Genomic DNA, 26,716 nt, shown 5'->3' with positions numbered 1-26,716 from the left:
CTGCCGCTCCGACCACGCCAACCCAGGCTGCACGGTAGCGGGATTCGGAATTCGGAGTTCGGAGTTCGGAGTTCGGAGTTCGGAGTTCGGAGTTCGGAGTTCGGAGTTCGGAGTTCGGAGTTCGGAGTGGCATCATGGGCACCGCCTGCCGGTGTCAAGTCCAGCGTTTGGGATTCTTTTTCAGCGTTCTTCTGCGTGTTCTGCGGATGATTCTGTCTTCCCACCGTGTGAGTGTGACGTTCGGGGGCGATCGGACCCGATTCTACGACGCCTCCGAACGCCGAACGCCGAACTCCGAACGCCTCCCCTTGCTACCGTTCGTATAATTTGGAGAGTTCCTTCAGGTAGAGGCTGCCGTCGCGACGGAGTTGTTCCAACTGGCCAGCCGTGTAGCGCCAGGTCCAATTGCCCGAGGGCTGGCCGGGGACGTTCAGGCGGGCTTCGCTGCCGAGGCTAAGCAGGTCCTGCATGGGCACGATAAAGAGCCGGGAGGCAGAGGCAAAGCCGGCCCGGATCATGTCCCAGGGAACCTCGTTTCCCCCAACCCGCAGGTAACGGCGGAGATAATCGCGCACCGATTCGGGCTGCTTATCCCACCATCCCCAGGCGGTGTCATTGTCGTGCGTGCCGGGGTAAAGCACGCAGTTAGGGATCGTATTGTGAGGTAAGTAGTCGGGGAAACCTTCGAATGCAAATTGCAGGATCTTCATGCCCGGGATCCCGACGTCGCGCACCAGTTTGTGCACGGTCTCACCGATCATGCCGAGGTCTTCGGCGACCAGTTTGGCATCGGGAAACTGGGCCTTAATCGCTTGGAAAAGGTGAAGTCCGGGACCCGGCTCCCACTGGAACTCCCGCGCGTTGAAGGCGTATGCCGGGATCCTGCAATACTCGTCAAAGGCTCGGAAGTGGTCGATCCGGACGACGTCGTACAGATCGAAGCTGGATTCCATTCGAGCCAGCCACCAGGAGAACTTTTTCTGTTCGTGCTTTTTCCAGTCGTACAACGGATTTCCCCAGAGCTGACCGTCGGCGGAAAAATAGTCCGGGGGCACACCGGCTTGAGCTGTGGGATTCAGCTCGGCATCCATCTGGAACAGTTCCGGGTGAGTCCAGACGTCCGCGCTGTCGAGGGCGACAAAGATGGGGATATCCCCCATGATCAGGACGTCGAGCCCCTTCGCGTATTGTTTCAGGGCGTACCACTGTTTGAAAAACTGGTATTGATAAAACGTTTGGGCCTCATAATCTTCGCCCAGATCCGCCTTGCGGAACAACTTTTTAGCCGAGTCGTGGTGCCTGAACTCGGGTGGCCACTCCAGCCAGGAACGGCCCCCAAAATGGTTTTTGATCGCGATAAACCGGGCGTAAGGGTCGAGCCAGGAGCGGTGGGTCTTTACGAAGTCGTGGAAAGCAGCCTTTTCTTTAGCTGATGCCTTGGAAGTGAAATTGAAATAGGCCCGCTTCAGGATTCCCCAGCGATGCTCCCACTGGGCCCCGTAGTCGACGCGCTGCGCCGGAAGATTGCGGAGGGGCGCGAGATCCCCGTCATCGAGCAATCCTTCGTCGACCAGCGACTCCAGGTCGACGAGGTAGGGGTTGCCCGCAAACGCCGAGAAACATTGATAAGGCGAGTCGCCGTGTCCCGTAGGGCCAAGCGGGCAGACCTGCCAGTATTTGAAGCCGCTTTCCGCCAAGAATTCCACAAAACGGCGCGCTTCGCGGCCCAGGGTACCGATCCCGGTGCGACCCGGCAAAGAAGTAGGATGCAGCAGCACCCCGGCGGCGCGAGAGGTTAACCAGTCAAAAAGTGGCGTGGACGTCATATAAAAGAAAAGGGCAACCACGAATACTTCGGGTTGCCCATAGTTCCAGGATCTAGTCGACCCTTTTATTTATTCTTCCGGAAACCGCAATGTGTCGATCAGAAATTGCTCGTACTTTGCGCGGTGCAGTTCAGTCCACTCTTTGCGTGCCTCCTCCCAGGTGAGGTGGCGGCCTTTCTCACCCTCGATCCACTTGTACTTTCGAATCTCTTCTTTGATCAAATAAGTGATGCGGTAAAAAGGATCGGACAGCATCATCGGCGGAACCTGCACATACTGCTCAGAGTCGAGGATCTGACGCATATTACCGAATCACTTGTTCGGTTTCGGCATCGAATAAGCTCACTTTATCCATGTTGATGTTTGCCGTGATCGGCTGGCCCATATGGTAGATGTGTTCCCCATGGATCCGGGCGATCAGGCTTCCCGTACCGGATTTCAGGTAAACCAGCGATTCCGAACCCATCGGTTCAGCGATGTCGACCGAGGACTGGACCGGGACGCACGTGGCGGTGCATTCTTCGGTGATGTGTTCCGGACGTACGCCGAAAATGACGGTTTTGCCGACGTACCGCGAGGCCAGGTCTGCCACGGGCGGTTTGAGCGGGATCGTCAGCCCGGCTTTCTCGCCCGTTTCCACGAAGATAAGCCCGTCAGCGCGCTGCTCGATCTTCCCGCGCAGCAGGTTCATCGGCGGCGACCCGATAAAGCCGGCGACAAAGACGTTGTCGGGTTTGCGGTAAAGGGTGATCGGGTCGGCGACCTGCATGATGTTACCGTCGCGCATGACGCAGATCCGGTCGCCCATGGTCATGGCTTCGACCTGGTCGTGCGTGACGTAAATCATCGTCGAACCGAGCTGGCCGTGCAGCCGCGAGATCTCGGAGCGCATCTGCACGCGCATCTTGGCGTCCAGATTGGAAAGAGGCTCGTCGAAAAGGAAGACAATCGGGTTGCGTACAATGGCGCGTCCGAGCGCCACGCGCTGGCGTTGGCCGCCGGAAAGCGCCTGCGGTTTGCGTTCCAGCATCTTGTCCAGCCCCAAGGCTTTCGATGTCCGGCTGACGGTTTCCGTGATAAAATCCTTTTTCTTTTTCGCAAGCTGCAACCCGAACGCCATGTTGTTGAAGATCGTCATGTGCGGGTAGAGCGCATAGTTTTGGAACACCATCGCGATCCCGCGATCCTTCGGCTCGAGGTCGTTGACCACGCGACCCCCGATCGAAATGGTGCCGCTGGTGATCTTCTCCAGCCCGGCCACCATTCGCAAGGTGGTGGTTTTGCCGCATCCGGATGGGCCCACCAACACCATGAACTCACCGTTGTCGATGTGGAGGTTGATCTTTTTAACCGCGGTAAAAGTCGGCCGACCTCGGTCGTCGACATAGGTTTTTACCAAATCCTTGATTTCTACTGAACCGTCGCTCATGGCTTTATCGTTCGGGGGTTATTCTTTGATTCCGCCGGAGGTAAGACCTCCGATGACGAATCGCTGGCACAACATGAATACTACTGTAATTGGGACGCCGCTCAAGACCGCAAGTGCGGCAAAACGGCCCCATAATTTTTCCTGTTCGTAGAGAAAGGAGTTCGCCCCGACCGCAAGGGTCCAATTATTGCCGGTCTGCAGGACCACTGACGCCACCGGGTACTCGGACATGTAACCGATGAAAGACAGGATAAACACCACCGCAAAGATCGGGATACTGACCGGCAGGAGGATGCGCAGAAAGGTCTGGAGCGGGCTGGCCCCATCGATCCGGGCTGATTCCTCCATGCTGGCCGGGATGGTGTCGAAATATCCTTTGATCATCCAGATGTAAGATGAGATCCCGCCGAGGTAAACCATGATCAGACCGGCCTGGGTATTCAGTCCCAACCATTTCACGTAGGTGCCCGTGAAATCGAGGATCACATAAAACGCCACCAGCGCCAGCACCATGGGGAACATCTGCAGGATCAGCAGAGAACTCAGAATCGGGGTGCGAAACTTGAACTTAAATCGGGAAAAACCGTACGCCGCCGTTCCGGACAAAAGAATAATCCCGGTGGAAGAGAGGCATGAAACCTTGATGGAGTTCCAGAACCAGAGCAGGGGGGGGACTACCGGCTTGACGACCCGGGTCTCGCCCGTCGCCGGATTAACGATTTCCGTGTACGGAATGCCCAGCACGTACTTCCAATGGTCCAGGGAGATTTTGTCCGGAAACAATTGGCTGGGCGCAAAGTTACCCTGCCGGAACGAGGCCGATACGACCATGATGAACGGCACAAGGACGACGGCCAGAAAACCGAGCAGAAACGCGTGTGCGAGCGTCTTGCGGATGAGCAGACGTTGCTCGGACGACAACCGGGGCTGCCTGAGTGATCGTTCCTGAACGGCAGATGCGCGGGCGGGTTCGGTTTTAAGGCTGGGCAAGGCCATAGGGGCGACCTGAAACGTCTGCGTTATAAAACCAGATCGCACGGGAGTGCGATGCGGATGGCGCGTACATCGGATTGGTGAGAAACTTAACGGTCGAGGTTCGCATCGAAAGCTTAGGAGCGAGGTGGCGTACGATCGTAACCGGCTACATTTTTACATTCCGGCCTCCAATCCGGAGGTTAATCCAGGCCAGCGCACCGACCATGATAAACAGGATGGTCGCGATCGCACTCGCCAGGCCGTAGTTCGTGCCCGAATCACGGAACGCCAGGTTGAACGTGTAGGTGACCAGGAGGTCGGTTTCACCGGCGATACCGCCTCCCACCATTTTAGGGCCGCCGGCCGTCAAAAGGTAAACGAGGTTAAAGTTATTGAAGTTGAACGCAAAGCTCGAGATGAGGATCGGGAACAACGGCGGCAAAATGAGGGGTAGCGTGATCTTGAAGAGGTCAACGATGGCGTTGCTGCCGTCAATGGCGCTCGCCTCGTAGATCGTTGACGGGATCGACTGCAGCATCCCGGTGCAGATCAACATCATGTAAGGGTAGCCGAGCCAGACGTTGACCAGGAGAATCATGGCCCGGGCGCCCCAAGGATTGGTTTCCCATTCCGGCGCAAAGTGGACCATGCCGCGCAAAAACGCATTCACGGCGCCGAACTCCTGGTTGAATAAACCTTTAAAGATAAGGATCGAGAGGACCGCCGGAACCGCGTAGGGCAGAATGAGAAGGGTACGGTAGATCTTCCGCAGCCGGATCTCTTTCCATTCCAGGACGACGGCCAGCAGCAACCCCGTGGCGAATGTGCCCAGGACCGAACAGATCGAAAAGGCAATGGTCCAGACGAAAATTCGAAGAAACGGTCCCTGGATTCGAGGGTCGCTGAGGATACGAGTGTAGTTGTCAAACCCGGTAAAGGTTCGGAATCCGACGCCGACCTTTTCCCCTTTCTGATTGACGAAGTAACCCTGCTGCGGGTCGGCATGAACGACGTTGCCGTCTTTGCGGTTCGTCAGCGTCCCGTCCGGGTTAAGCGCGTAAAGTCGCTGGCGTGCTGCGAACCTGGCCAGGCCTTCCAGGGAAACGAGCGTGCGGTCCGGGAGCGAAAACCGCCGGCCGCGCATCGGAATAAAAAGCTTTTCCCGGGTAACTTGCGCCATCTCGAGCGCCTTGCCGGGCGGCTGAGTGTTCGGGTCGATCGGTTTGAGCGGAGTAATCGCGTCCGACGCCCCCGATTGCTGGCCCGCCTTCAGTTCGATCGGCTCCGAGGCAAAGCGGCGGCCGGGATCCTTCATGTCCTGCAGGACCAGGATGTACTTTCCGTTGTCCTGGGCGAAAAGGCGGTAGTGATAGCTCACGTCGCCGCTCAGGAATGTTTCCTGCTGCAGCAACTCCAGGGCACGATCGTACGGCAGCAGGTTTTGCGAGCTGTACTTCATGAACCCGATGCAAACCGTGTAGACCAACGGAAAGATAACGAACAACCCGAAGCCCAAAAACCCCGGGAAAAGGTATCGAAACGGGTACGCTTCGGGGCGAAGATAAATGTAGGCGCCGAACGCGATGACGACGAGAAAGGCCAGCGCAATCCAGACGTTGCCGGCCTGGTAGACGGCGAAATCGAGGTAGAGCGCTGGCAAAAGCACCAGCGCCATCAGCACCTGGCGCACCGGGAGCGTCGTCGAGCTCACTTTTCCATATTTTTCTTAGCCTCTGCCAGGGCGGCCTGTGGGGAGGCTTGGCCGTTTGTGGCGACCTCAAGCGCCGCCACCATCGAACTCCAGAACTTACCCATTTGCGGGATGTTCGGCATAATTTCGCCGTTCCGGACATTCTCGTAGGTCATTTTGACCAGCGGATCTTTGGCCGCAAGTTCGGTATAGGTTGCTTGCAGCGCCGGCACGCCGATCGGGACGTCGGCGTTGACCGTCTTGAGCCCGTCATCAGTCACGACGTACTTTTCGAGGAACTGCACCGCCAGGTCGCCGTTCGGCGTCGCGCGGTTGATCATCGCCGTCCACAACCCGATGAACGGGCGTCCTGGATTGCCGTCGACGCCGGGGACCGGCGCGAGGCCGAAATCGATGCCGTTTTTGCGCAGGTTGGCCCAGGACCATGGGCCGCTGAGCATCATGGCCAGCGCGCCGCTGTTCATGTTTTGTTCCATGACGCTATAGGAGGTGCCTTTCGGCAGGATGCCTCCATTGATCAGTTCGATGATCTCCGTCAACGCCCGGACCGTGCCCGGGGTATCGATGCCAACGTCCTGCGTGTCGTAACCCGAGGTCGTCTTCTTGAAGGGGTAACCGCCGGCACTGGCCAGAAAAGGCCAGCTGAAGTATGGGGCGCTGTAGTCCCACATGATCGGAATCACGTTGGGATCGCGGGTTTTGAGTTCCTTGGCGAAGCCCACGAAACCCGCCAGTTGCGTCGGCGGCGGCCCGGTCACGTGCTTTTTATTGTAAATCAGGGAAATGGCTTCCAGCGCCAGAGGATAACCGTAGACCTGTTGGTTGTGACTGACCGCCTCCCAAACTTTAGGGATGAAGTTGCCCTTGTAATCGTCGGGGACAACCAGCGGTTTCAAGAGCCCGGAGTCAGCCCATTCGCCAATCCGGTCGTGCGCCCACAGCAGGATATCCGGTCCCTTGCCGGTTGCTGCGGCGTTCTGAAATGTGTCGGTGAGATGATCCGGGTGTTCGACCGTGACCTTGATGCCCAGGTCTTGTTCAAACCGTTTACCCAATTCGGCCAGGCCGTTGTAACCTTTATCGCCGTTGACCCAGACCAGGAGCTCCCCGTTGGTCCAGGCAACGGCCGGCAGTGCGCAACCGAGAACGAGTACAGACAATGCGCATAAGAGTTTCCTTAACATGAGTGCCGGCCGGAAGGGGGTAAAACGCGTTCTTTCCTCGGTCGTGGAAGGGCAGACGACGTTTACTCTATAATATGAACCGCCGGAAGCCTTGAAAAGCAAAAGTGGTTGCAGATGAAGCAAGTTTTTCACGGCCGCAAGCAGGCAGCGGGCGTTGAACCCGCAACTCTGGAGATGCCGTCATCCCGGAGGTGATTTCGGGTATCCGGCTTGCCATTTCGGGGGCCGCCATTAATACAGTTGAGCATGCTAGCACAAACCCTGCGCGCCGCGGTTATCGTGATCGGGGCCGGTACGTTGATGGCCGGCTGTTCGACGAATGCGACCGATGATATCCCGAGCGCTTCGGATTCGGCACTGTCGGGTGGCACCCCGCAACCGGCGCCACAACTCCCCGAGTCAATGAAAAGCGGGACGGTATCAGGGGATACCAATGATCAACCGGTATTTCGCGGGTCACTTTAGAATCGTTAAAAGCCAACGCGGTTGCGTGCAATGAGCCAACGTTTTTCGTGCCTGCATTTTATAGGGATAAAACGGTCCTGGCGGCCGAGCTTCGGTCCATCGGCTTGCGCCGGGCTCGCCGCCTTGCTTCTCGCGGGGGCGGCGGCCGGGCTTTCCGGCTGCGCTTCATCCACGCGGTCAGCGACTCTCTCCCATTACCGCGATTATGCTTTAGCGGTCGGTGAACCTTATCCTGCCGAAGCGAGCGTTGCCCAGACCCGAGTCGACCATTACCTTGCCCGCCTGACGCCGGAGCGCCGAAAAGCTTTGGAATCCTACCAGTACCTCGCCGTTGAGGCCACCACGGTGCCGGCGACGGAAGTCGCTGCCCTGGTGAAGCACCTCGTCAATACCGGGGCCGTCGCCGGCAGCCTCGCGCATGAAACCTACAATCTTTCCGCCACTACCGCCCAGTTTGTAATGGTATTCGACGTCAAAACCGGCCGTCCCGTGAGCAACGAGGGGTACGTGGCAATAGACACCCCGCGAAGAGGGCAGCCCGGGTTATTCGGCGGTTACGACGCAATCTATATCGGCACCGGAAAATGAAGCTTTCACCGCTCGTCTGCGTTTTGTCCATGTTCATCAACGCCGCCACGCTCGCCCGGGCCGAAACACCGCCCGCGCCGGCCATCAAGGCCACCGAATACAGCCTCGCTTCCGGAGAACCTTACCCCACGGAAGTCGATCTTGCCTACCGGCGCTTTTGGAAATTCCTGCAACACCCGAACGCCAAAGGGCGGGCGTCGCTCATGCAAACGCCCTTCGTGGCGGTGCAGGTCGGCTCATTCCAAGCCAGTGACGTCCCGCCGGCCATGGCACGCATGATTGCAGGAAAGGCCCAAGCAACCTCGTATTACGGTTCGGATCCCACCGAGCCGGCCGTGGCCCTGCTGAAATTTATCATCCTGTTCGACTCGAGGGACCGCCGATTTGTCGGGCCGGCCGGCTATTTCGTCAACGACACCCCGAATGTGGGCGGGATCGGTAAATTCGGCGGAATCGCCGCCGTGTACGCCGGGACGAGGTAGTAAGAGTTCACACGGCGGACACGGCGAGCCACAGCGACCACGGCGGGAAGGGGAAGAGTTCGGAGCTCGGGGTTCGGAGTTCGGAGGCATCGTAGAACCGGGTCCGATCTCCCCGGAAGGTCAGGCCCACCCGGCGGGAAGACCGAATCATCCGCAGAACACGCAGAAAAAGGATTCCAAACACTGGACCTGACAGCGGCAGCTTGCCCCCAATGATGCCGCTCCGAACTCCGAACTCCGAACTTTACCCGTTACCCGTTACCTAAAAAAAAAGTCGCCCCGCCCGGTAGCGGGCGGGGCGACGTCACAGTTCTGACCAGGCCAGGAAAAAACCGCCGGTCTAGAAGAACCACTCAACCTGGGTACCGAACAGCCAGCCCTGGTTGGTGTTGCCGTTGTACGGCGGGATTGCTCCTCCGAAGTTGCCGCCTTCCTGACTCGGGGTGGTGGTGCCTTTCAGAGAATTGCTCCAGATTGCCCAGGTGGCAAAGAAGCGCAGTTCCGGACGGGTGAAGTAGCCGCCCTTCGGCTTGAGGGTTGGCGCGATGGTGAACACCCCCATCGAACCACTGCGGCCGAATGCACTGGTCCCTGAGTAACCGCGATTGTTATCCTGGTAACTGCCCCAGGCCTGACCTTGGATCGCGAAGTTGTCGCTCACCCAGAAGATCGGGCGAATACCTCCCTCGAACTCGTTGCGGTTCGCCGCCGCCCGCACCACGGTGCCGACTGCGTTCGTGCCGAAAGGTCCGTACCCCAAGGTATCCTGGTTCCAGAAGGCCCAGAAGCTCATCGAGAAGTTCGAGGCAATATTCCAGATAAACTGGCCGCCTGCCTTGAAATCGTGCGCCTTCTCGATTGCGCGATCCGTGTTGATGAGGGCGCCGACCGGGTAGCCGGGATGCCGGGCCAGGAAGTCGGCCGCAACCGTCTCGATGGTGCCGATATTGGTTCCGGAGCTGCCGAAGTTCGTCGCGCCCCAGCCGAACAAGGCGTACAACTGGAGGAAGCTCTTGTTCCCGAAGTCGTACTGCCAGACGGCGCCAACGCCGCCGCCCCAGGCGTCATTGGTGTGGACCGGGTTGAGCAGAATCGCTTGGTTGTCGAAGGTCTCGTCAAACGTGGTCCCTTTCTCATAGCTGCCGAGCGCGATCAGCATCAACTTGCCGAAGCCGATGTCGATGTCCTTCAGGCGGAGGTCGATGTTGTGCTTGTAAAAGCTGCCCGTGCGGAATGATTCCAGGTCATTATCGAGGCCGCCGATGTAGGCCAACCAGATCTTGCCGATCCCGACGTCGATATTTTCAACACCGGCGCCGTAACCCGACTGATCCAGGTAGAAGTAGTCGTTCGGGTCGATGTTGAACCGATCGTAGAACCGGATGCCACCCCAGAAGGTGATTTCCGGCGCGCCTTTGAAGACGTTCTTCATCTCCAGGTAAGCCTGGCGAAGAACGAAATCGAAGTCGTTGCCGGTGTCTTCCCGGTTGACAGCCACCGGGGTGCCTGCCAGGGTGGTCGGCCCGCTCCCGCGCATGCCGATAAACGTGCCACGATTCTGCACGTACCGGATGGCCGGGGTGAACGTCATGGAGACGTCCATCACGTCGGGGCTATCCCCGAGCAGGTGCGCCTGCGCCCACGTCAATTCCATGTAGGTGTCGTTCTCGTTGCCGAGACGCGGACGGCCACCGTCGTTATCGGGCGGTTCGAAGTTGAAGTTGCCGCCGCCGCCGTTACCGTTGAACTGCACCCCGGCGCGAACGTACGCCGAGAAGGTAAAGTTGCGGGTCAGGCTCTTCAGGAAGGATTCGTCGAGGACCGGGCCCCCTTTACCTTCCTTGCCGCCCCATTCGGTACCGTTCGAATCGGTCAGAACGCGGGTGTTAAGAATCGAACCCTGGTCGGCTTTGCTCTCCAGGGTTTTCATCTGCGACTCCATGGCATCGATGCGCTGCTCGTACTGCCTCTGCATCTGCTGCATCTGAGACTTGAGCGCGTCGAGTTGGCTCTGGTCGGCGCTCTGTGCGAAAAGCGCCCCAGGGGTTAACAGCGAGAGACTCGCTGCCAACGTAGGTAAGGTCAGGCGTTGTAATCCCGGTATGGACTCCGGAAATCGCATCATTTTATTTTCTACTCCTTGATCGGGGGATTTTTGGTTAAATGAAGGGCGAGAAAAGGTCTAACGGAACCGGCAAATCCCTGTCGAGAGAAAATCTTAAAAAATTTTAAACATTTTTTAAACGGGAGTGTCGAATGCGCGCGACTTTCGCAAAATCGTTAAAACTGCCGTTGTTCCCGCTATCCTTGCACGAAACCTCGTGCCATCTTCGTTGCGATCCACTGCATTAGGGAAGTGAGGAATTGATCATGACCGATAGCTTGCATTCGAATCCGCTTCGTGAAGGACTTGTCAGCCGGGCGACACCCGCGCCGTGTTCCGTCGTTATTTTCGGGGCGACTGGGGATCTTACCCACCGTAAACTGGTACCTGCGCTTTATAACCTCGCCGCCGGAGGGGACCTTTCGTCCGGATTCGCGGTGATCGGGTTTGCCCGGCGTGAAAAATCGGATGAGACGTTCCGGGCGGAACTGGAGGAGGCGGCCCGGAAGTATTCCCGCCGGAGCATCAACGATGAGCTCTGGAAAAATTTTCAGAACGCCATCTTTTATCACCGCAGCGAGTTCAACGACGCTGAAGGTTATCGGAGCCTGCGGCAACGCCTCGATCAGATCGACCGCGATCGCGGGACTCGCGGCAACCGGCTTTTTTACCTTTCGGCGGGACCGGATCAGTTCGAGCCCATCCTGACCCGGCTGCGCGAAGCCGGTTTAAACGAGACACGCGAAGGCAGCTGGGCGCGCGTCATCGTCGAAAAACCGTTCGGCACGGATCTGGCCACCGCCCAGCACCTCAACGCGGTGGTCCATAGTTCGTTCGATGAGGCGGCGACGTTTCGCATCGACCACTACCTGGGCAAGGAAACCGCCCAGAATATCATGGTGTTGCGGTTCGCCAACGCGCTTTTCGAGCACCTCTGGAACCATCGTTACATCGACCACGTGCAGATCACCGCGGGCGAACAGCTCGGCGTGGAGAATCGAGCCGGGTATTACGAAGGGGCCGGAGCCCTGCGGGACATGGTGCAAAACCATTTGCTCCAGCTGCTCTGCCTGATCGCGATGGAACCGCCGACGGACCTGAGCGCGGATGCGGTTCGCGATGAAAAAGTAAAGGTGCTGCGCTCCCTTCGCCGGATCCGCGGCGCCGACGTGGGTCAACACGTGATACGGGGCCAGTACTCAGCCGGTTCGATCAACGGCCAGCCGGTGGTGGGCTACCGCGAGGAAAAAAACGTGAAGCCCGAGTCGCAAACCGAAACCTACGTTGCGCTGCGCATCCTGGTCGACAACTGGCGGTGGGCGGACGTGCCATTCTACGTGCGCGTCGGTAAACGGCTGCCGAAGGGCGCCACCGAAATCGGCGTTCATTTTAAGAATGCACCGGCCGTCTTGTTCAACCGGGACCAGGAAGGCCTCCGGGACGGCAGCCAAAACGTCCTGGTGATCCGGATTCAGCCCGATGAGGGCGTCTCGCTGCGGATGCAGAGCAAAGTGCCGGGCGCCAGCGTCCGCATCCAACCGGTCAAGATGGACTTCAGCTACGGTACCTCCTTCGGAAAGGCCAGCCCGGAAGCTTACGAACGCCTCCTGCTCGATGCCATGCTGGGCGATGCCACGCTTTTCGCCCGGCGTGACGAAGTGGAGGAGGCATGGCGCTTCATCGATGACATCGAAGAGGCCTGGCATGGCCAGAAAGAGAAACAGCCGCCCCTGGCATTTTACTCGGCGGGCAGCTGGGGCCCGATGGAAGCCGACCAATTGATCGAGGCTGACGGCCACGCCTGGCGGAGGCTCTGACTTAAGAATGCCACAAGCGGAAAAATGCCACGAGTGCCACAAATGAAGAGGAAGTAGCGCCAACCCTCTTACCGGACCCTCGACACCGGACGGCCGCCACGGGCTCCGTCATTTGTGGCATTTTTCCGCTTGTGGCATTTGTGGCATTTTTTGCCCTGCCGAACCCCGAACCCCGAACCCCGAACTCCGAACGCTTTTATGCCTACCGTTGAAGACCTCGCGCGTGGAGTACCGGTGGACATCGCCCGCATAAACCGCGGCCTGAAACAACTCTTTGAACAGGAGGGCGAAGTGCTGACGAAGGCTTCACTCGTTAACTTCGCGGTTTACAGCGAGGCACCGGACGCCCTCAGTTTTAATTCGCGATTGATGTCCAGCGTTACCCAGGAGAACGCCTGCCGCGTGATTCTGCTCGCCGCCAACCCTGCCTCGTCTCACCGGCGGGTGCAGGCGTGGATCAGTGCCCATTGCCACATCAGCCGGGCCGGGTCGAAGCAGGTTTGCTCCGAGCAGATTGCCTTCCTGCTTGAAGGCGTCGACCACGCGACGATCCAGAGCATTGTGTTTTCGAACCTTGATTCGGATCTGCCGCTCTACCTCTGGTGGCAGGGCCAGTTTCCGGAACGGGCGTCGTCCCAACTCTGGAGCTGGGTTGACCGCCTGTTTTTTGATAGCCAGAGTTGGCGCGAACCGTCGACGCAGATGCAGACGTTGCGCCACGCCACCCGAGCGCGCCGTTCGCGCCTGGTCTTCTGTGATCTGAACTGGCGCCGGCTCTTTTACTTGCGGGTAGCGTTGGCCCAGAGCTTCGATCACCCGTGGGCCTGGGAAAAAATCAGCCACGTCGAGAAGCTTACGATTACGTACGACCCCGAGTACTGGACGACCGCCATCCTGTTGATGGCGTGGCTGGCCCGGCAACTGGGCTGGAGCCTTCGCGAGCGCTCGGACGACCGGTACACGTTCACGACGCCGGAACGAGCCGGGAACATCGAGGTCGAGTTGTCGGCGCTTCCGGGGCCCTGGGTGAGCCGGATACAGGTTCACGCCGCAAACTCCTATCTTGAGTTGGCGTGGAACGGTGATTTTCTGACGAGTTCGCTGTCGGATCATCCCGAGGTCAGGCAGCTCTGGCCGGCGGGAGATATTTCGTTGGAAGCCGTGGTCCGCGAAGAACTCTCGCGGGGCGGAGAACACCACACCTATGAGGCTGCCCTGCAAATTGCCGAACAGATCTGGGGAAGGTAGGGCAGGGGCTCGACCCTTGCCGAGTGCCGGTTGCACGGATGGTTTACATTCAATCGGAAAGAGGTTTCTTTAACCGGCGGCGGATTAAATCGAACCGACAACTTTTGATCTGTAATCCGTACCGATTGTTCCCCCATGAGAACTATTACTGCCCTCTCGACGACCGACACCCGCGTAAAAAGCCTGGCCGAAGCGGCACTGGCCCAAAGCGGCGGTCTATTGCGCCTGGCCCCCTGCTGGGTCCCCCGGGTTTTCGTTCAACCCGGACGCCGTTTGAAACTGCATCCGGACGACCTGTATGCCTACGGGCTGGACCGGGGCGGGATTGATGAACGCTGGTTCGCCAGCACCACGCCTGCGGCTAACGAAAACCGCACCCCGGACGAAGGGTTAAGTTACGTGGTTTTTGAAGACAAGCGGTTTACCCTGGCGCAAGCCGTGGACGAACTGGGTGCCGCGCTCGTCGGCGAATCGATCTGGTCCAGGTACCGGAAATGGCCGGTTTACTCCAAATTCTTCGACAACATGGGCCCGATTCCGCACCACATGCACCAGTCCAACGAACACGCCAGGCTGGTGGGCCAGGAAGGCAAGCCGGAAAGCTACTATTTTCCTCCGCAACACAACACGGTCGGCAATAATTTTCCCTATACCTTTATGGGGCTTGAACCGGGCACGACGAAAGAGCAGGTCAGGCGTTGCCTCGAAAACTGGAACCGGGGCGATAACGGCATTCTGGACTTATCCAAAGCTTACCGCCTCAAGCCCGGGACCGGCTGGTTGATCGGCCCGGGCCTGCTGCACGCACCGGGATCGCTCTGCACGTACGAGCCTCAGTGGGGATCCGACGTTTTTTCAATGTGGCAATCGCTGGTCGAGGGGCGCGAGGTCTCTCGTGCGCTTCTGGTGAAGGATATCCCGCCGGACAGGCATTTTGACCTCGATTTCATCGTCAGCGAGCTCGACTGGGAGGCGAACGTTGATCCCTATTTTAAAGAGAACCATTTCCTTGAACCGGTTCCGGTCGCCGATACGGAACGGGAAGGGCACGTGGATCGTTGGATTGTGTATGGCAAGATCAACGGCGAACAGCCGTTCTCGGCGAAGGAGCTTACCGTAGAACCGGGCGTAAAATGCACCGTCCGGGACAACGGGGCCTATGGGCTTACCGTCGTTCAGGGACGGGGCCGAATGAACGGGCTGACGTTGAACTCTCCGAAACTGATCCGGTTCGGCGAACTGACTGAAGACGAGGTTTTCTGCTCGGAACCTGCGGCAAGAGACGGCGTGGTGTTTGAGAACACGAGCGAAGCTGAAGACCTGGTGGTGCTGCGCTATTTCGGACCCGAAGTGAACCCGGACGCACCCGAGTTGAAGCAACGGGCCGGCTGACCGGGGTTGACGAGCGGATGTTTTCCCTGCCCGTGAAACTGCCGTACCTCCGCGGCTGAAGCCGGGCATTTCAATTTACCTAAATCAGATAACCCCCAGAATGAAATTCCCTAAGTTACACAACGCCATGTGGCCGGGCCTGGTCGGCAAAGGACCCGGCTCAGAGCCTTTTATCGATCTGGACACCATGCTCGATCTGACCGCGCAAGCGGAGGTTGACGGCCGCCGTTTTGACGGCGTTGACCTGTTTGTGGCCGACCCCCACATCAGCATCGACTCAGGCCGGGATGACATCGCCAGACTGGCGGACAAGCTGGCCGAGCGATCGCTGATGGCAGGCTCGTTGGTCGCACCCGTCTGGCCACCGACGGGCGGCGGCTCCGCGATGGGGTCCCCGGAGGAACGGCAGCGATTCCTGACTCAGGTTAGAAAAACCTGCGCGTTTGGCCAGCAGCTGCGTGCCCTCGGCCTCAGGCCGTATGGTGTGGTGCGCATCGATACCGCCACCGGTCCGGCGACCTGGGCGGCCGATCCCGATGCCACCCGCAAACTGGTAGAGACATTCCGTGAAGCATGCGCGATTGCCGCCGGTCACGGCGAGAAGTTAGCGGCCGAGGGCGAAATTTGTTGGGGCGGCATTCATAGCTGGAAAAGCGCGGTGCAGCTGCTTGAGCAGGTGGATCGTCCGGGCCGGCTCGGTTTTCAGGCCGATATGGCCCACACGCTGCTCTACACCCTCGGGTACAATGCTGAGGAGGATCGCCTGCTCCCGCCCGGCTACGACTGGCACGATCGAGCGCTGCTCGAAGATGCCTTGCGAACGATGACGCGCGCGCTCCGGCCGTGGACGGTTGACTTTCACGTCGCGCAAAATGATGCCACGGTCAAAGGGGCGGGAACGCATGACAAAACGGGACGGCATTGCCTGCCGGATGACCCGAACGGCAAACTGGACGTCGCCCGGGATGCCGGTCACTGGCTCCGGGACGAAAACGGCAGGCTGACGAAAGCCTTTGAGCACATTTGCTGGGACGGTTGCATGTTTCCGAATTCGGAGATGCTCAAGCCGGAAACCTGGGTCTCGGTCCTCCGGGTTATGCAGGCGGTGCAGGCCGCCCACGGCTGGGACGCCGGGGACGCGCCGGCCGCGGACCGGGTCGCGGTAGGCCAAGCCAGCGCTTAACCGGGAGCTTGCAAGCATGAAACCGTTGCGTGTGGCTTTGATCGGTTATGGGTTTATGGGCCGGGCGCATTCAAACGCCTACCTCTCCGTAAACCAGTTTTTCGATTTACCTTACCGGCCGGTGCTCGACACGGTCGTGGGCCGGAATGAAGAAAAGGTGAGCCGGTTCGCTCATAAATGGGGCTACGAGAGGTTTGAAGCCGACTGGCGCAAGGCGGTCGACAATCCGGAAATTGACCTCGTCGACATCGTGACCCCGAACGATTCTCACGCCGAGATCGCGATGGCGGCGGCGGATGCCGGTAAGATGGTGCTGTGCGAAAAGCCGCTCGCCCGCAACCTGGCCGAAGCGACGCGCATGGTGGAGCACGCCCGTAAGGCGGGCGTCCGCACGATGGTCTGGTACAACTACCGCCGGATTCCGGCCGTGACTTTCGCCAAACGAATCATCGAGGCGGGTAAACTCGGAAACATCTACCATTACCGGGCGAAGTTCCTCCAGGATTGGACCATCTCGAAAGACGTTCCGCAAGGCGGCGCCGCGCTCTGGCGGTTGGATGCGGAAGCGGCCGGAAGCGGGGTGACGGGAGACCTGCTGGCGCATTGCATCGACACGGCCCTCTGGCTTAACGGCGAAATGGAGAGCGTCTCCGGAATGACCGAGACCTTCGTGAAGGAACGGTACCACAACGTTACCGGCAAAATCGAGAAGGTCGGCATCGACGACGCGAGCGCGTTTCTGGCCCGGTTCCGGAACGGGTCACTGGCCACGTTTGAAGCTACCCGTTACGCTCGCGGCCACAAAGCCCTCTACACTTTCGAGATTAATGGGGAACACGGGTCTTTGGCGTGGGACCTGCACGACCTGCACCGGTTGCAATGGTTTGACCACAAAGACGAGGGCACGCTGCGCGGCTGGCGGTCAATCCATGTGACCGACGGCCAGCATCCGTACATGGAGCATTGGTGGGTGCCCGGCCTGGCCATCGGGTATGAGCATTCCTTCATCCATCAATTGGCGGATTTTCTTGGCTCGCTCGATGGCAAAGAGCCGGTCGCACCGTCCTTTGACGATGCGCTGCACACGGAGTTTGTCATCGATGCAGTCCTCCGGTCGGCAAGTTCGCGGAACTGGGAGGAAGTGGGCCGGTAACCTCCCCGCTGATCCGCAGAACGCGCAGACAACGCAGATAAGGAATTCGGTTAGGAGCGTCGTCCTAACCGTAAAGCAGCGCTTTCGGATTAACCTGAAAACGGTTAAATTGGCGTCGGTGATCGCCGGTGCCGCTGCATAGTTACCATACGGGTCCCACCGGCCGATTCGGATGATCGGCGATCACAGGAACCGCGAATGATAATTAATGAATCGACAGTATCAATCGTTCCGGGTTTGCGCAGTCGTCACCTTTCTGTGGCTGGCCGCCGGATCGCTGCTGATTGCAGGTGAACTTTTATATGAGGATGGCTTTGCCAGCCTGGATCCGGGTTGGGGACCCCTGAGGGACGCCGTCAGCGTTGAGGATGGTAGACTTGTTCTCAAACCTGCGCCGAATACCTCTCAAACCATTTTGAATCAGTCGCAACGATTCGGCGACTCAGAAATCACCGTCGACATTACCATGACCGCCGGGGATCCAACCGTGGCTGGCGGCCTGATTTTCTGGGCGGCTGATTCCGATAACTTTTATTGTTTTTGTATCAATTCAATAGGCTACTACAAAGTCAACCGGTATGTTGATTCGAAACGGTTGGATCAACTCGACTGGACCCCGAGTGAGGCGATCAATAAAGGCTTCGGTCAGGTCAATAGCGTCCGCGTCGTTACCGCCGGTCAGCAGGCTACCCTCTATATCAACGATCAGCGGGAGGCGACGTTTAACGGCCTGCCGCCCCCGGATCGGGGTATGGTCGGGTTCTCAGGCGACTCCGGAGAGCATTCCACAACCGTCTGGCGATTCGCGAACCTTCGGGTGATTGCAGGCGCATCGCCTGCGCCTGGAGCATTGCCTCTGTTTTACCCGTCGCCCTTGATCGCGGCGGTCGCGGCCCTGGCCATAGCCGACGACGTCATGGCCGCCGGAACCGGGTCCGCCGCCCCGGCCCCGGCCGCGGCCCTTCCGGCTGCCGCCCCTTCACCTCCGGCCGCGCTCCCCGCGCCTGCCGGTGCCCCGCCGGCCCGACAGGTGGCGTTGCGGCTCCACGGCGCGAACGCCATCGGTGCGGAACTCGCGGCGGCGATCTGCGAAGACTTTCTCAACCATGAGGGCGCGATTTCCGTTCAGCGCCGGACGGGACCCCGACAAAATGAAACCACCATTGAAGCGCGCCTGCCGAACGAATCCCCTGACCGGCTGATTTTTGAGATCCAGGCGCACGGATCAAAAACGGCTTTTGAAGACCTGGCGGCCGGTGCGTGCGATATCGGCATGTCTTCCCGCCGCGTTCAACCCGGCGAGGCGCAACGATGCGCCGGCGCCGGGTTGGGTGACCTGTTTTCGCGTGACTGCGAACACCTGCTCGGTTTGGACGGGATCGCGGTGCTGGTAAACAAGCATAACCCGGTCAGCGCCCTTACGACCCAGCAGCTCGCCGGCATCTTCAGCGGCAAAATCAATGACTGGTCGCAGGTGGGCGGACCATCCGGACCGATCAATCTCTACGCCCCGAACGACGACTCGGGCACGTTCGATACTTTTAAATCCGTCGTGCTGGGCGGCCAGCCTTTGTCTTCAGCAGCGTTGCGATACGAAAGCGGGGCAAAGCTCTCAGACGACGTCGCCGCTGACCGGGACGGAATCGGTTTTGCAGGGATGTCTTTCGTGCGCGGCAGCAAACCGGTTGCAGTGGCGGGACCCGGCGCCGACCCGCTCCCGCCCACCCCGTTTACGATCGCCACCCAGGAGTACCTCCTCTCCCGCCGCCTCTACCTCTACACGCCGGAAAATCCGCAGAACCCGTGGACTCGCCGGTTCATCGAGTTTGCGCGTCCTAAACTTGAGGTTCTCTCCTGGCTGACCTCCGGCAGTGAGGCTTCAGCCCTCGAAGCGCTCACTGAAAATTATGAACGGCAATATCCCGGCATCGTCGTGATGAGCGATACCGTGGCCGGCGGCAGCGGGTCAGTTGCGCGGCCGGTGTTGGAACGGCGCCTGGCTGCAGGCAATCCCCCGGACGCGTGGCAGAGTCACGCCGGTTCGGAGTTGTTTGGCCAATACGTTGAACCCGGTTACTGCGAGCCCGTCACCGATCTTTATCGCGGTGGCGGATGGGATCGGGTATTTCCGAAATCGCTCCTCGACCTGATCACCCGGGACGGCAAGGTCTATGCCGTGCCGGCCGGAGTCCACCGGGGAAATGTGCTTTGGTACAATAAAAGGCTGCTTGAGCAGCACGGTATCACCGTCGGGAAACAGATGACTTTCGATGAATTCTTTGCCGCCTGTGATAAGCTGGAGGCGGCAGGAATCCCGGCCCTCGCCATGGGCGATTCCGGCATCTGGGCGTCTGCTCACCTTTTTGAGAACACCCTGCTTGGAGTTATCGGACCGCGCGGTTGGACCGAGTTGTTCGGCGGCCGGATGAGCTGGGACGACCCTGAGGTGAAGCAGGCGATGCGGTATTTTGCCAGGATGCAGGCTTACCTGAATTCGGATCATGCGGCCCTGAGCTGGGATCGGGCTCTGAAGAAACTGGTGGACGGAAAAGCCGGCTTTCTTTCGATGGGAGACTGGGCCGAGGGCGAGTTTGCCAGGGCGAACCTGAAGCCGGGCGTTGATTTCGGCTGGGTCAGTTTTCCCGGAACTGAAGGGTCGTTCCTGCTGGTGGTCGATGCGTTCGCCCTGGCCAGCGCCGCACCTCACAAAGAAGCAGGGATCGCCTGGTTGAAGAGCATCGCAAGTAAAGACGCGCAGCAACTGTTCAGCGCCTTGAACGGGGGTATCCCGGCTCGGATTGATATCGACCCATTGACCCTCGACTCGTATCAGCGGTGGGCACGCGCGGATTTTGACCGGGACAACCTCATTCCGAGTTGCGTCCATGGTTCGGCGGCTCCGGCGGCGTTCCGGCAAGCGTTGGACGGCGCGGTGGCGGCGTTCGTCGCCGACAAAAACGTCGATGCCTTTGCCGGTGCACTCACGCAGGTCGGCAGGCAGGCGGGATCGAACGTCATCGCAAAATTCGATTTTGTCAGGGGGCCCACGGTCGAACCGGGACCGGCGCCCACCCCGGTCCCCGCACCCGCCCCGACCGCGGTGCCAGTGCCCGCGGCCCGTACCGCTGTCCCGCCGCCCGTCGCCCAAAGTTCTGCGCCGCCTGATGCATCGCGGCTGCAGTCCTTCGTCTGGAGTTATATCCGGTCTGTTCAGGATAACGACGTTTCGCGACAGGAGCACTTTTTCGGCAACCGGGTATCGTTTTATGGCCGGGGACATTTGACGCGCAATCAAGTGCAGCGCTCCACGGAGAGTTACCATCAGGAGTGGCCGGTACGTAAATGGATCCCGAACGGCCGGTGCACGATCGCTGGTTCCGCAGGACCCAACCGGTACCGGGTCCTGCAACCGTTTCACTGGTTGGTCTCAAACGGGTCCCGAAGCAAGGAAGGGGACGGGACGTTATCGTTCCTGGTCGAGAAAGGGGCCGGCGGGGAATTTCACATCATCTCCGTGAGACAACTGAGCCGGTAACACTGCGGGCACAGCGGGGTTGGCGGCCACAACGTAAGAGTTCACACGGCGAACACGGCGAGCCACGGCGAACACGGCGGAAAGACAGAATCATCCGGTCCCCGAATTCGGGCCCTGGCAAGGATTGCGCCGTCTTTGCCCCGGGGCAAAGACGGCGCAAATCCCCGGCATGCCTAACGTGCAGCCCTCATCTGCGGCATTCTTCTTTCCGCCGTGGCTCGCCGTGTTCGCCGTGTGAACTCTTACGTTGTGGCCGCTAACCCCGCCGTGGCCGCCGTGTGCCCGACACTCCTTCCTCCCCGCCTTGACGCTGCGGGGCGGCCCATGGTAGGCTCCCGGCCAGCAATCCCCCCTAACGATGGTTTCGCTTCCAACGGCGAAGCTCAGCCTGATCCTTGGCGCCGCGCATGATCGCGGCCCCGTAGGCAGATCCGCTTCGACCGGCCAAGCGGAATCTGGAACCCCCTAATCCTGTTATGCCTGCCCATCCCGATGAATTCCGTGAATTAACCGCCGGCTACCTTGGCGGTCGCATCAGTCGACGATCTTTTCTCGAACGTGCGACGAAGCTCGGCATCTCAACCGCGCTGCTTGGCCGGATTCTGCCTATGGCGGTTGCGGCTGAAGGTAACCTGGTCGATTCCGCTCCCGAAGCGCCCTACGAGGCGCCGATCACCAAGGAGCGCATCGAGTTTTTAAAAACCAAGCCCTTCAAGGGTACCACCATTTCAGTCATGGTGCTCAAGGCCACCGTTGGCGACGGCCTCAAGTATCACACCAAACATTGGGAAGAAGAGACCGGCGGCCACGTGAACGTGGCCGAGGTGCCGATCGACACGTTGCACCAACAGATCTTTGCCGATTTGACGACCGGGTTGGGCCGTTACGACGCATACATGACGGGTGCCTGGTTCTACGGCGACTTCTTTAATGGCAAGGAGCCCTACATCGTCGAGCTGGCGCCGTTCCTTAAAGACCCCAAATACCCGTACTGGAACCCGGATGATTGGCTCCCGGCGATGAAGCGCCTGTACACCTGGCAGGGAAAGGTCTACGGCGCGCTTTTCGACGGTGATGCGCAGATCCTGTATTATCGTAAGGACATCCTGTCCAAACCCGAGTGCCAGGAAAAATTCAAAGCCAAGCTCGGCTACGACTTACCGAACCCGCCCAAGACGATGAAGGAAATGCACGACGTGGCCACCTTCTTCACCGGTTGGGACTGGAACGGCGACGGTAAGAACGGTTACGGCATTTCCTTGCACGCAAAGGTGAATGAACAGGGGTTCTTTCACTTCCTGACGCTGGCTGCGCCGTACGTCATTTCAAAGGATAATAAGTATTTTTTCTTCAACCCGGACGACATGAAGCCCTTGATCAACTCCGAGGGGCATGTGCGTGCGCTGGAAGATTACGTCAAATTCCTGCCGTGCGGTCCCAAGGAGGCCATCAGCTGGACGCTTGGGCAGGGCTGGAACCTTTTCCTCGCAGGTAACGCCGTCATGGAACCGACCTGGGGCGATCTGCCTACCTTCGCCCAGGATCCGAAGACCAACTTCACGCAGGGCAAGGTGGGCGCGACCGTTATCCCGGGCGTCGATGAAGTTTATAATCCGATCACGAAACAGTGGCAGAAAGGGGATAACAACCTGGTCGGAAACACCAACGGCGGGACCTGGCACTGCGTGATTTCCCGGTTGTCGAAGAAAAAGGAGGCTACCTACGACTTCCTGGCATTCATGGCGAACAAAAAGAACGCGCTCTTCAACTGTTGCAATGGCTGGACTGGGGTGCAGCCCGGCATGAAATACGAATACCTCCCACCGGTCGGCACAGGAAGCCTGGAGGAATGGAAGCAATACGGCTGGAACACGGATGACGTGACGACCTATCTGACGGGGTACTACGATAATCTGGCGCTGCCGGAACAGCAGGAATACCTGCGGATCCCGGGTGCCGCGGAGTACTGGCACGAGCTGGACGTGCGGGTCTCCGCAGTGCTTGCCGGGCAGACCACCCCCAAGGCGGCGCTCGACGACACGTACCAGGCCTGGGAGAAAATCACGGACCGTTACGGACGCGACAAGCAGAAGAAACTCTATCAGGAGTCATTCAGCGCCCAAGGCATGGCGTGAAGCGATGGATTAAACGTTGAATCGTTGAGGGTCCGGCCGGACGAGAGCCTTCCCGTCGAATGGCGGTGAGGTTGATCTTGCCGGCCGGCCGCCTCTGATCCTGGCGTGTACGCCCGGATCCTTCCACTGAATGGGAACCGGCAAACCTCGTGCCCACCAAAAACTCCGTCGCGACAACCCAACCGCCCCCGGCGCCCCGTATGGAACCCGCCAGCCGCGCCGAAGCGCGCTCCGAGCGGGCATTCAAATATGGAATGCTCGCGCCGGCCGTCCTTTGGGTCATTGCCTTCACCTTTTTCCCGATCATCTCAGCACTGCATTACAGCGTCGCCAATTACGTCCTTGGCCAGGGGATCACCGGCTATGTTGGCCTTGAGAACTACACTTCACTCCTGCGGGATGCCGAGTTCTGGCACAGCCTTGAAATCACCCTCATCTACGTCGGGGTTTCAGTGCCCCTTGAGATTTGCATCGGTTTTTTGCTGGCCTGGATCATCACCGTGGGCTTTCCGGCCAAAGGATTTGTACGCTCGGTATTAACCGCCCCCTTGTTCACCATGGAGGTGGCCATCGGCTACCTGGGCGTGACGCTTTTCAGTTCCCAGGGCGGCTTGATCAGCTTCCTGCTTGGTCTCGTCGGTATCCACATCGACTGGATGTCGACCGGCAGTGGCGGCCTGGCCGCCGCGATTCTGCTGGATGTGTGGCAGTGGACGCCTTTTGTCTTCCTCATGTCCCTCGCCGCGCTCGGCGCGATCCCCAACGAGATCTATGAGGCGAGCATGCTGGAGGCATCCAGCCATTGGGAGGTGCTCTGGTACGTAGGGTTGCCGCTCGCCTGGCCGGTGCTGACCGTTGCCATCCTGCTTCGACTCATCGAAGGGTTGAAATCGTTCGGGTTGCCGTTCGCCCTCACCAGCGGCGGTCCGGGGACGAGCACCCAACTCTTCAGCATTCGCGATTACCTGACGACCATTCAATTCTTTGACTTCGGCCACGGCTCAGCCATGGGGGTCCTCTATCTCGTGCTGGCTTCGGTCGTCATCACGTTTTTCTTTCGCCAGATGCGGAAGCGCATCGACTAACCGTAACCAACATGGACAGCCTGCTTTGGAGCCATTCCAGCCGCCGCAGTAAAATCGCCGTGTGCGTCATCGCCGTTCTGGCGGTCATCTGGGTAGTAACGCCTTTCATTTGGGCCGTGATCAATTCCGTCAAGAGTTTGCCCGCGACCTTTTCGGCCGGAGCCATTATGCCGTTTGTGAACTTTCAGCCGACCCTGGATTCCTGGCGTGAGGTGCTCGGCGATCCCCAATGCCTCAACTGTTTGTTGAGCAGCTTTATCGTCTCGGCCGGCACCACCCTTCTGGTGCTGGTACTCGGAACGCCGGCGGCGTACAGTTTAGCCCGGTTTGAGTTTCCTGTCCCGAGCAAGGAAATCGCGCTTTGGTTCCTCTCGCAAAGGGTGATGCCGCCCGTCGTTGTGCTCGTGCCGTTCTACATCCTACTGGTTGATCTGCGGCTGATCGATACCTGGATCGGGCTGATCCTGCTTTACTCGACGTTCAACCTGGCCTTCTGCGTGGTCATCATGCGGGACATCTTCCGGGATGTCAGCCGGGAAGTGGAAGAAGCTGCCCGGATCGAAGGGGCCAGCCTTTGGCAGATTTTCTACATGGTCGCCCTGCCGCTTTCTCTCGATGGATTGATCGTTACTGCCATCATCGTTTTTGCGTTTTCATGGAATGAGGCCCTCTTCGCATCCGCACTCACTTCCCAGCACGCCTCAACTCTCCCCGCCTTCATCCTGGCTTCCCGGAGTACTCGCGGGGTGGATTTCAACGTCGCGGCGGTTAACACGATCATCGCGATCGCGCCTCCGGTGATTCTGTCGTTTTTCGTCCAGCGTTACCTCGCACGGGGCCTTTCATTCGGCGCCGTCAAGGGCTGAACCGCTTCGATGACGAGAGGCCGCCCCCAGATCCGTTTCCCACGCGTCCAATCACATGGCTACCGTTCAACTTGAAAACGTCTCCAAGCGCTACGGCGAGGTATTGGCCGTACAGCAGTTCAACCTTACGACGATGGACGGTGAATTTATTGTCCTGGTCGGGCCTTCCGGTTGCGGTAAGACCACCACCATGCGGATGATCGCGGGGCTCGAAGCAATCACCGAAGGTTCTATCCGGATTGATGGCCGCAACGTCGTCGGTATGATCCCGCGAGAACGCGACGTGGCGATGGTGTTCCAGAACTATGCCCTTTTTCCGCACATGAACGTCTACGGAAACATGGCGTTCGGCTTGCGCTTGCGCAAGGTGCCCAGGACGCAGGTCGACGCTCACGTGCGCAATGCCGCCAGGATTCTGGGGATTGAACATTTGCTCAACCGCCGCCCGAAGGAATTGTCCGGCGGCCAGCGCCAGCGGGTGGCGCTCGGACGGGCCATCGTTCGTGAACCGCGCGTCTTTCTGATGGACGAACCGCTATCGAACATCGACGCCAAGCTGCGGGTCGAGATGCGCGCGGAGATCATCCGGTTGCAGCGGCGCCTCGGCGTCACCACCTTCTACGTTACCCACGACCAGGTCGAGGCGCTCAGCATGGGGGACCGGATCGTGGTCATGTTGGAGGGGAAAATTCAGCAGATCGGAAAACCACGAGAACTGTACGCCAAGCCGTCCAATCGTTACGTGGCCGGGTTTATCGGCAGCCCGTCCATGAACTTCGTGCGTGGCCAGGTTCTGCCTGGTCGCAGGATCGGTGGAGACCTTCACCTGACGTTGCCGGCGAGGCTGGCGGATGCGGTCGCCGGGCAAAATCTCAAAGAAGTCTGGGTTGGCTTCCGCCCGGAACATCTGCACCTTCTGCGCGCCGGCCAGAATTCGCCGGAGAACGTGATTGAAGGTACGGTGGACGTGGTGGAGCCACAGGGTTCCAACACGCTGGTGCAGGTCGCCGTGACCGAGAAGCTTCGGCTCAATGCGCTTGTGGATCCCCTTTTTGAACCCGCGCCGGGGGATCGGGTCCGGCTCGGTTTAGGGGAAGAAGCGATACACGTCTTTGATCCCGCGACGGACGAAAGCCTTGGCTGAGCAGCCCTGAAAACAAATGTTGCGTCCTAAGAGCGACGTGTTTCTATACGTGGAGCGCGACCGTGCAGGCTGAAGACCCGCACAGGGCAGCGCTTTTCTCTTACCCCCTATAAATAACATGATCCGACATTCACTCCGGTTGTTATGCGCGGCTTCTCTGAGCCTCATTACCGCAGTGGCGCTGACCCCTCCGGCTTCGGCCCAGAACAAAAAGTTTAACGCCGTTGCCGTGACGGTAGGCGACCTAGGCAACCCCTTCTTTGTGCAGATCGCCCACGGGGCCGAGGCCAAGGCGAAGCAACTCAACTCGAAGGTGAAGTTCACGGCCTTGTCGAGCAACTACGACGTCAACAACCAGACCAATCAGATCGACAACTTCATTTCCTCCAACGTC

General features: G+C 59.3%; 21 protein-coding genes. 14 read left to right on the top strand and 7 right to left on the bottom strand.

Going from position 1 to position 26,716, the window contains the following annotated elements; genetic code table 11:
• Positions 1-311: 311 nt before the first annotated feature.
• From malQ to malE, 6 genes are all read right to left on the bottom strand, one after another.
• Complete coding sequence (malQ, locus tag JO015_01985; GenBank protein MBV9997860.1) at positions 312-1,826, bottom strand: 4-alpha-glucanotransferase; 1,515 nt, start codon at positions 1,824-1,826, stop codon at positions 312-314.
• A gap of 69 nt (positions 1,827-1,895) precedes the next feature.
• On the bottom strand, positions 1,896-2,129 hold the full coding sequence (locus JO015_01980; protein ID MBV9997859.1) for a hypothetical protein: 234 nt from the start codon (positions 2,127-2,129) through the stop codon (positions 1,896-1,898).
• 1 nt (position 2,130) lies between these two features.
• Positions 2,131-3,255, bottom strand: a complete 1,125-nt coding sequence (gene ugpC / locus JO015_01975; GenBank protein MBV9997858.1) for a sn-glycerol-3-phosphate ABC transporter ATP-binding protein UgpC — start codon at positions 3,253-3,255, stop codon at positions 2,131-2,133.
• Between the two features lie 18 nt (positions 3,256-3,273).
• Positions 3,274-4,251 carry a maltose ABC transporter permease MalG gene (gene malG, locus JO015_01970; GenBank protein MBV9997857.1) on the bottom strand — a complete coding sequence of 326 codons (978 nt, stop codon included), beginning with the start codon at positions 4,249-4,251 and terminating at the stop codon, positions 3,274-3,276.
• A 145-nt stretch (positions 4,252-4,396) separates the two neighbouring features.
• A complete protein-coding gene (malF, locus tag JO015_01965) occupies positions 4,397-5,941 on the bottom strand; it encodes a maltose ABC transporter permease MalF (GenBank protein ID MBV9997856.1) in 1,545 nt (514 codons plus the stop codon).
• Entirely contained in the window at positions 5,938-7,125 is a 1,188-nt protein-coding gene (gene malE / locus JO015_01960; GenBank protein MBV9997855.1) for a maltose/maltodextrin ABC transporter substrate-binding protein MalE, read from the bottom strand. Before malE ends, malF begins: the two co-directional genes overlap by 4 nt.
• A gap of 246 nt (positions 7,126-7,371) precedes the next feature.
• On the opposite strand from malE, the gene JO015_01955 reads away from it, so the two are divergent.
• Genes JO015_01955 through JO015_01945 form a run of 3 tightly spaced genes read left to right on the top strand, consistent with a single transcriptional unit; the run spans position 7,372 to position 8,660 of the window.
• Positions 7,372-7,590: a hypothetical protein gene (locus tag JO015_01955; GenBank protein ID MBV9997854.1), complete on the top strand. Its 219-nt coding sequence runs from the start codon at positions 7,372-7,374 to the stop codon at positions 7,588-7,590.
• Positions 7,591-7,620: 30 nt separating this feature from the next.
• Positions 7,621-8,178 (top strand): hypothetical protein, encoded by a 558-nt coding sequence (locus JO015_01950; GenBank protein ID MBV9997853.1) that lies wholly within the window; start codon positions 7,621-7,623, stop codon positions 8,176-8,178.
• The gene (locus tag JO015_01945; protein ID MBV9997852.1) at positions 8,175-8,660 is read left to right on the top strand and encodes a hypothetical protein; all 486 of its coding nucleotides are present in this window, start codon (positions 8,175-8,177) and stop codon (positions 8,658-8,660) included. The genes JO015_01950 and JO015_01945 overlap by 4 nt, the downstream gene beginning before the upstream one ends.
• A gap of 340 nt (positions 8,661-9,000) precedes the next feature.
• On the opposite strand, the gene JO015_01940 is transcribed toward JO015_01945, so the two are convergent.
• A complete protein-coding gene (locus tag JO015_01940) occupies positions 9,001-10,785 on the bottom strand; it encodes a carbohydrate porin (protein ID MBV9997851.1) in 1,785 nt (594 codons plus the stop codon).
• 245 nt (positions 10,786-11,030) lie between these two features.
• Between JO015_01940 and zwf the strand changes: the two genes are divergently transcribed.
• From zwf to JO015_01885, 11 genes are all read left to right on the top strand, one after another.
• Positions 11,031-12,581, top strand: coding sequence for a glucose-6-phosphate dehydrogenase (gene zwf / locus JO015_01935; GenBank protein MBV9997850.1), 1,551 nt, complete (start codon positions 11,031-11,033; stop codon positions 12,579-12,581).
• A gap of 198 nt (positions 12,582-12,779) precedes the next feature.
• Positions 12,780-13,829, top strand: coding sequence for a glucose-6-phosphate dehydrogenase assembly protein OpcA (locus JO015_01930; GenBank protein MBV9997849.1), 1,050 nt, complete (start codon positions 12,780-12,782; stop codon positions 13,827-13,829).
• A 135-nt stretch (positions 13,830-13,964) separates the two neighbouring features.
• A complete protein-coding gene (locus tag JO015_01925; protein ID MBV9997848.1) occupies positions 13,965-15,221 on the top strand; it encodes a hypothetical protein in 1,257 nt (418 codons plus the stop codon).
• 127 nt (positions 15,222-15,348) lie between these two features.
• Positions 15,349-16,404: a TIM barrel protein gene (locus JO015_01920; GenBank protein MBV9997847.1), complete on the top strand. Its 1,056-nt coding sequence runs from the start codon at positions 15,349-15,351 to the stop codon at positions 16,402-16,404.
• A gap of 16 nt (positions 16,405-16,420) precedes the next feature.
• Positions 16,421-17,557: a Gfo/Idh/MocA family oxidoreductase gene (locus tag JO015_01915; protein ID MBV9997846.1), complete on the top strand. Its 1,137-nt coding sequence runs from the start codon at positions 16,421-16,423 to the stop codon at positions 17,555-17,557.
• 208 nt (positions 17,558-17,765) lie between these two features.
• On the top strand, positions 17,766-21,092 hold the full coding sequence (locus JO015_01910) for an extracellular solute-binding protein (GenBank protein MBV9997845.1): 3,327 nt from the start codon (positions 17,766-17,768) through the stop codon (positions 21,090-21,092).
• Positions 21,093-21,568: 476 nt separating this feature from the next.
• A complete protein-coding gene (locus tag JO015_01905; protein ID MBV9997844.1) occupies positions 21,569-23,227 on the top strand; it encodes an extracellular solute-binding protein in 1,659 nt (552 codons plus the stop codon).
• 200 nt (positions 23,228-23,427) lie between these two features.
• Positions 23,428-24,312 (top strand): sugar ABC transporter permease, encoded by an 885-nt coding sequence (locus JO015_01900; GenBank protein ID MBV9997843.1) that lies wholly within the window; start codon positions 23,428-23,430, stop codon positions 24,310-24,312.
• Positions 24,313-24,323: 11 nt separating this feature from the next.
• Positions 24,324-25,178, top strand: coding sequence for a carbohydrate ABC transporter permease (locus tag JO015_01895; GenBank protein MBV9997842.1), 855 nt, complete (start codon positions 24,324-24,326; stop codon positions 25,176-25,178).
• 55 nt (positions 25,179-25,233) lie between these two features.
• Complete coding sequence (locus JO015_01890; protein ID MBV9997841.1) at positions 25,234-26,322, top strand: ABC transporter ATP-binding protein; 1,089 nt, start codon at positions 25,234-25,236, stop codon at positions 26,320-26,322.
• Between the two features lie 118 nt (positions 26,323-26,440).
• Positions 26,441-26,716 (top strand): ABC transporter (locus tag JO015_01885; protein MBV9997840.1); only part of this gene is annotated, 276 nt, incomplete at its 3' end.

The sequence above is a fragment of the Verrucomicrobiota bacterium genome, from assembly GCA_019247695.1.
Taxonomy (GTDB): Bacteria; Verrucomicrobiota; Verrucomicrobiia; order Chthoniobacterales; family JAFAMB01; genus JAFBAP01.
This window is presented reverse-complemented; position numbering and strand designations above follow the sequence as displayed.

Coding starts and splice junctions, on each gene's coding strand:
- JO015_01925 (MBV9997848.1), top strand. CDS start 13,965: ATGAGAACTATTACTGCCCTCTCGACGACCGACACCCGCGTAAAAAGC.
- JO015_01895 (MBV9997842.1), top strand. CDS start 24,324: ATGGACAGCCTGCTTTGGAGCCATTCCAGCCGCCGCAGTAAAATCGCC.
- JO015_01950 (MBV9997853.1), top strand. CDS start 7,621: ATGAGCCAACGTTTTTCGTGCCTGCATTTTATAGGGATAAAACGGTCC.
- JO015_01900 (MBV9997843.1), top strand. CDS start 23,428: ATGGAACCCGCCAGCCGCGCCGAAGCGCGCTCCGAGCGGGCATTCAAA.
- JO015_01930 (MBV9997849.1), top strand. CDS start 12,780: ATGCCTACCGTTGAAGACCTCGCGCGTGGAGTACCGGTGGACATCGCC.
- JO015_01910 (MBV9997845.1), top strand. CDS start 17,766: ATGAATCGACAGTATCAATCGTTCCGGGTTTGCGCAGTCGTCACCTTT.
- malE (MBV9997855.1), bottom strand. CDS start 7,125: ATGTTAAGGAAACTCTTATGCGCATTGTCTGTACTCGTTCTCGGTTGC.
- JO015_01980 (MBV9997859.1), bottom strand. CDS start 2,129: ATGCGTCAGATCCTCGACTCTGAGCAGTATGTGCAGGTTCCGCCGATG.
- JO015_01905 (MBV9997844.1), top strand. CDS start 21,569: ATGCCTGCCCATCCCGATGAATTCCGTGAATTAACCGCCGGCTACCTT.
- ugpC (MBV9997858.1), bottom strand. CDS start 3,255: ATGAGCGACGGTTCAGTAGAAATCAAGGATTTGGTAAAAACCTATGTC.
- JO015_01915 (MBV9997846.1), top strand. CDS start 16,421: ATGAAACCGTTGCGTGTGGCTTTGATCGGTTATGGGTTTATGGGCCGG.
- JO015_01945 (MBV9997852.1), top strand. CDS start 8,175: ATGAAGCTTTCACCGCTCGTCTGCGTTTTGTCCATGTTCATCAACGCC.
- JO015_01920 (MBV9997847.1), top strand. CDS start 15,349: ATGTGGCCGGGCCTGGTCGGCAAAGGACCCGGCTCAGAGCCTTTTATC.
- malQ (MBV9997860.1), bottom strand. CDS start 1,826: ATGACGTCCACGCCACTTTTTGACTGGTTAACCTCTCGCGCCGCCGGG.
- JO015_01955 (MBV9997854.1), top strand. CDS start 7,372: ATGCTAGCACAAACCCTGCGCGCCGCGGTTATCGTGATCGGGGCCGGT.
- zwf (MBV9997850.1), top strand. CDS start 11,031: ATGACCGATAGCTTGCATTCGAATCCGCTTCGTGAAGGACTTGTCAGC.
- malG (MBV9997857.1), bottom strand. CDS start 4,251: ATGGCCTTGCCCAGCCTTAAAACCGAACCCGCCCGCGCATCTGCCGTT.
- JO015_01940 (MBV9997851.1), bottom strand. CDS start 10,785: ATGATGCGATTTCCGGAGTCCATACCGGGATTACAACGCCTGACCTTA.
- JO015_01890 (MBV9997841.1), top strand. CDS start 25,234: ATGGCTACCGTTCAACTTGAAAACGTCTCCAAGCGCTACGGCGAGGTA.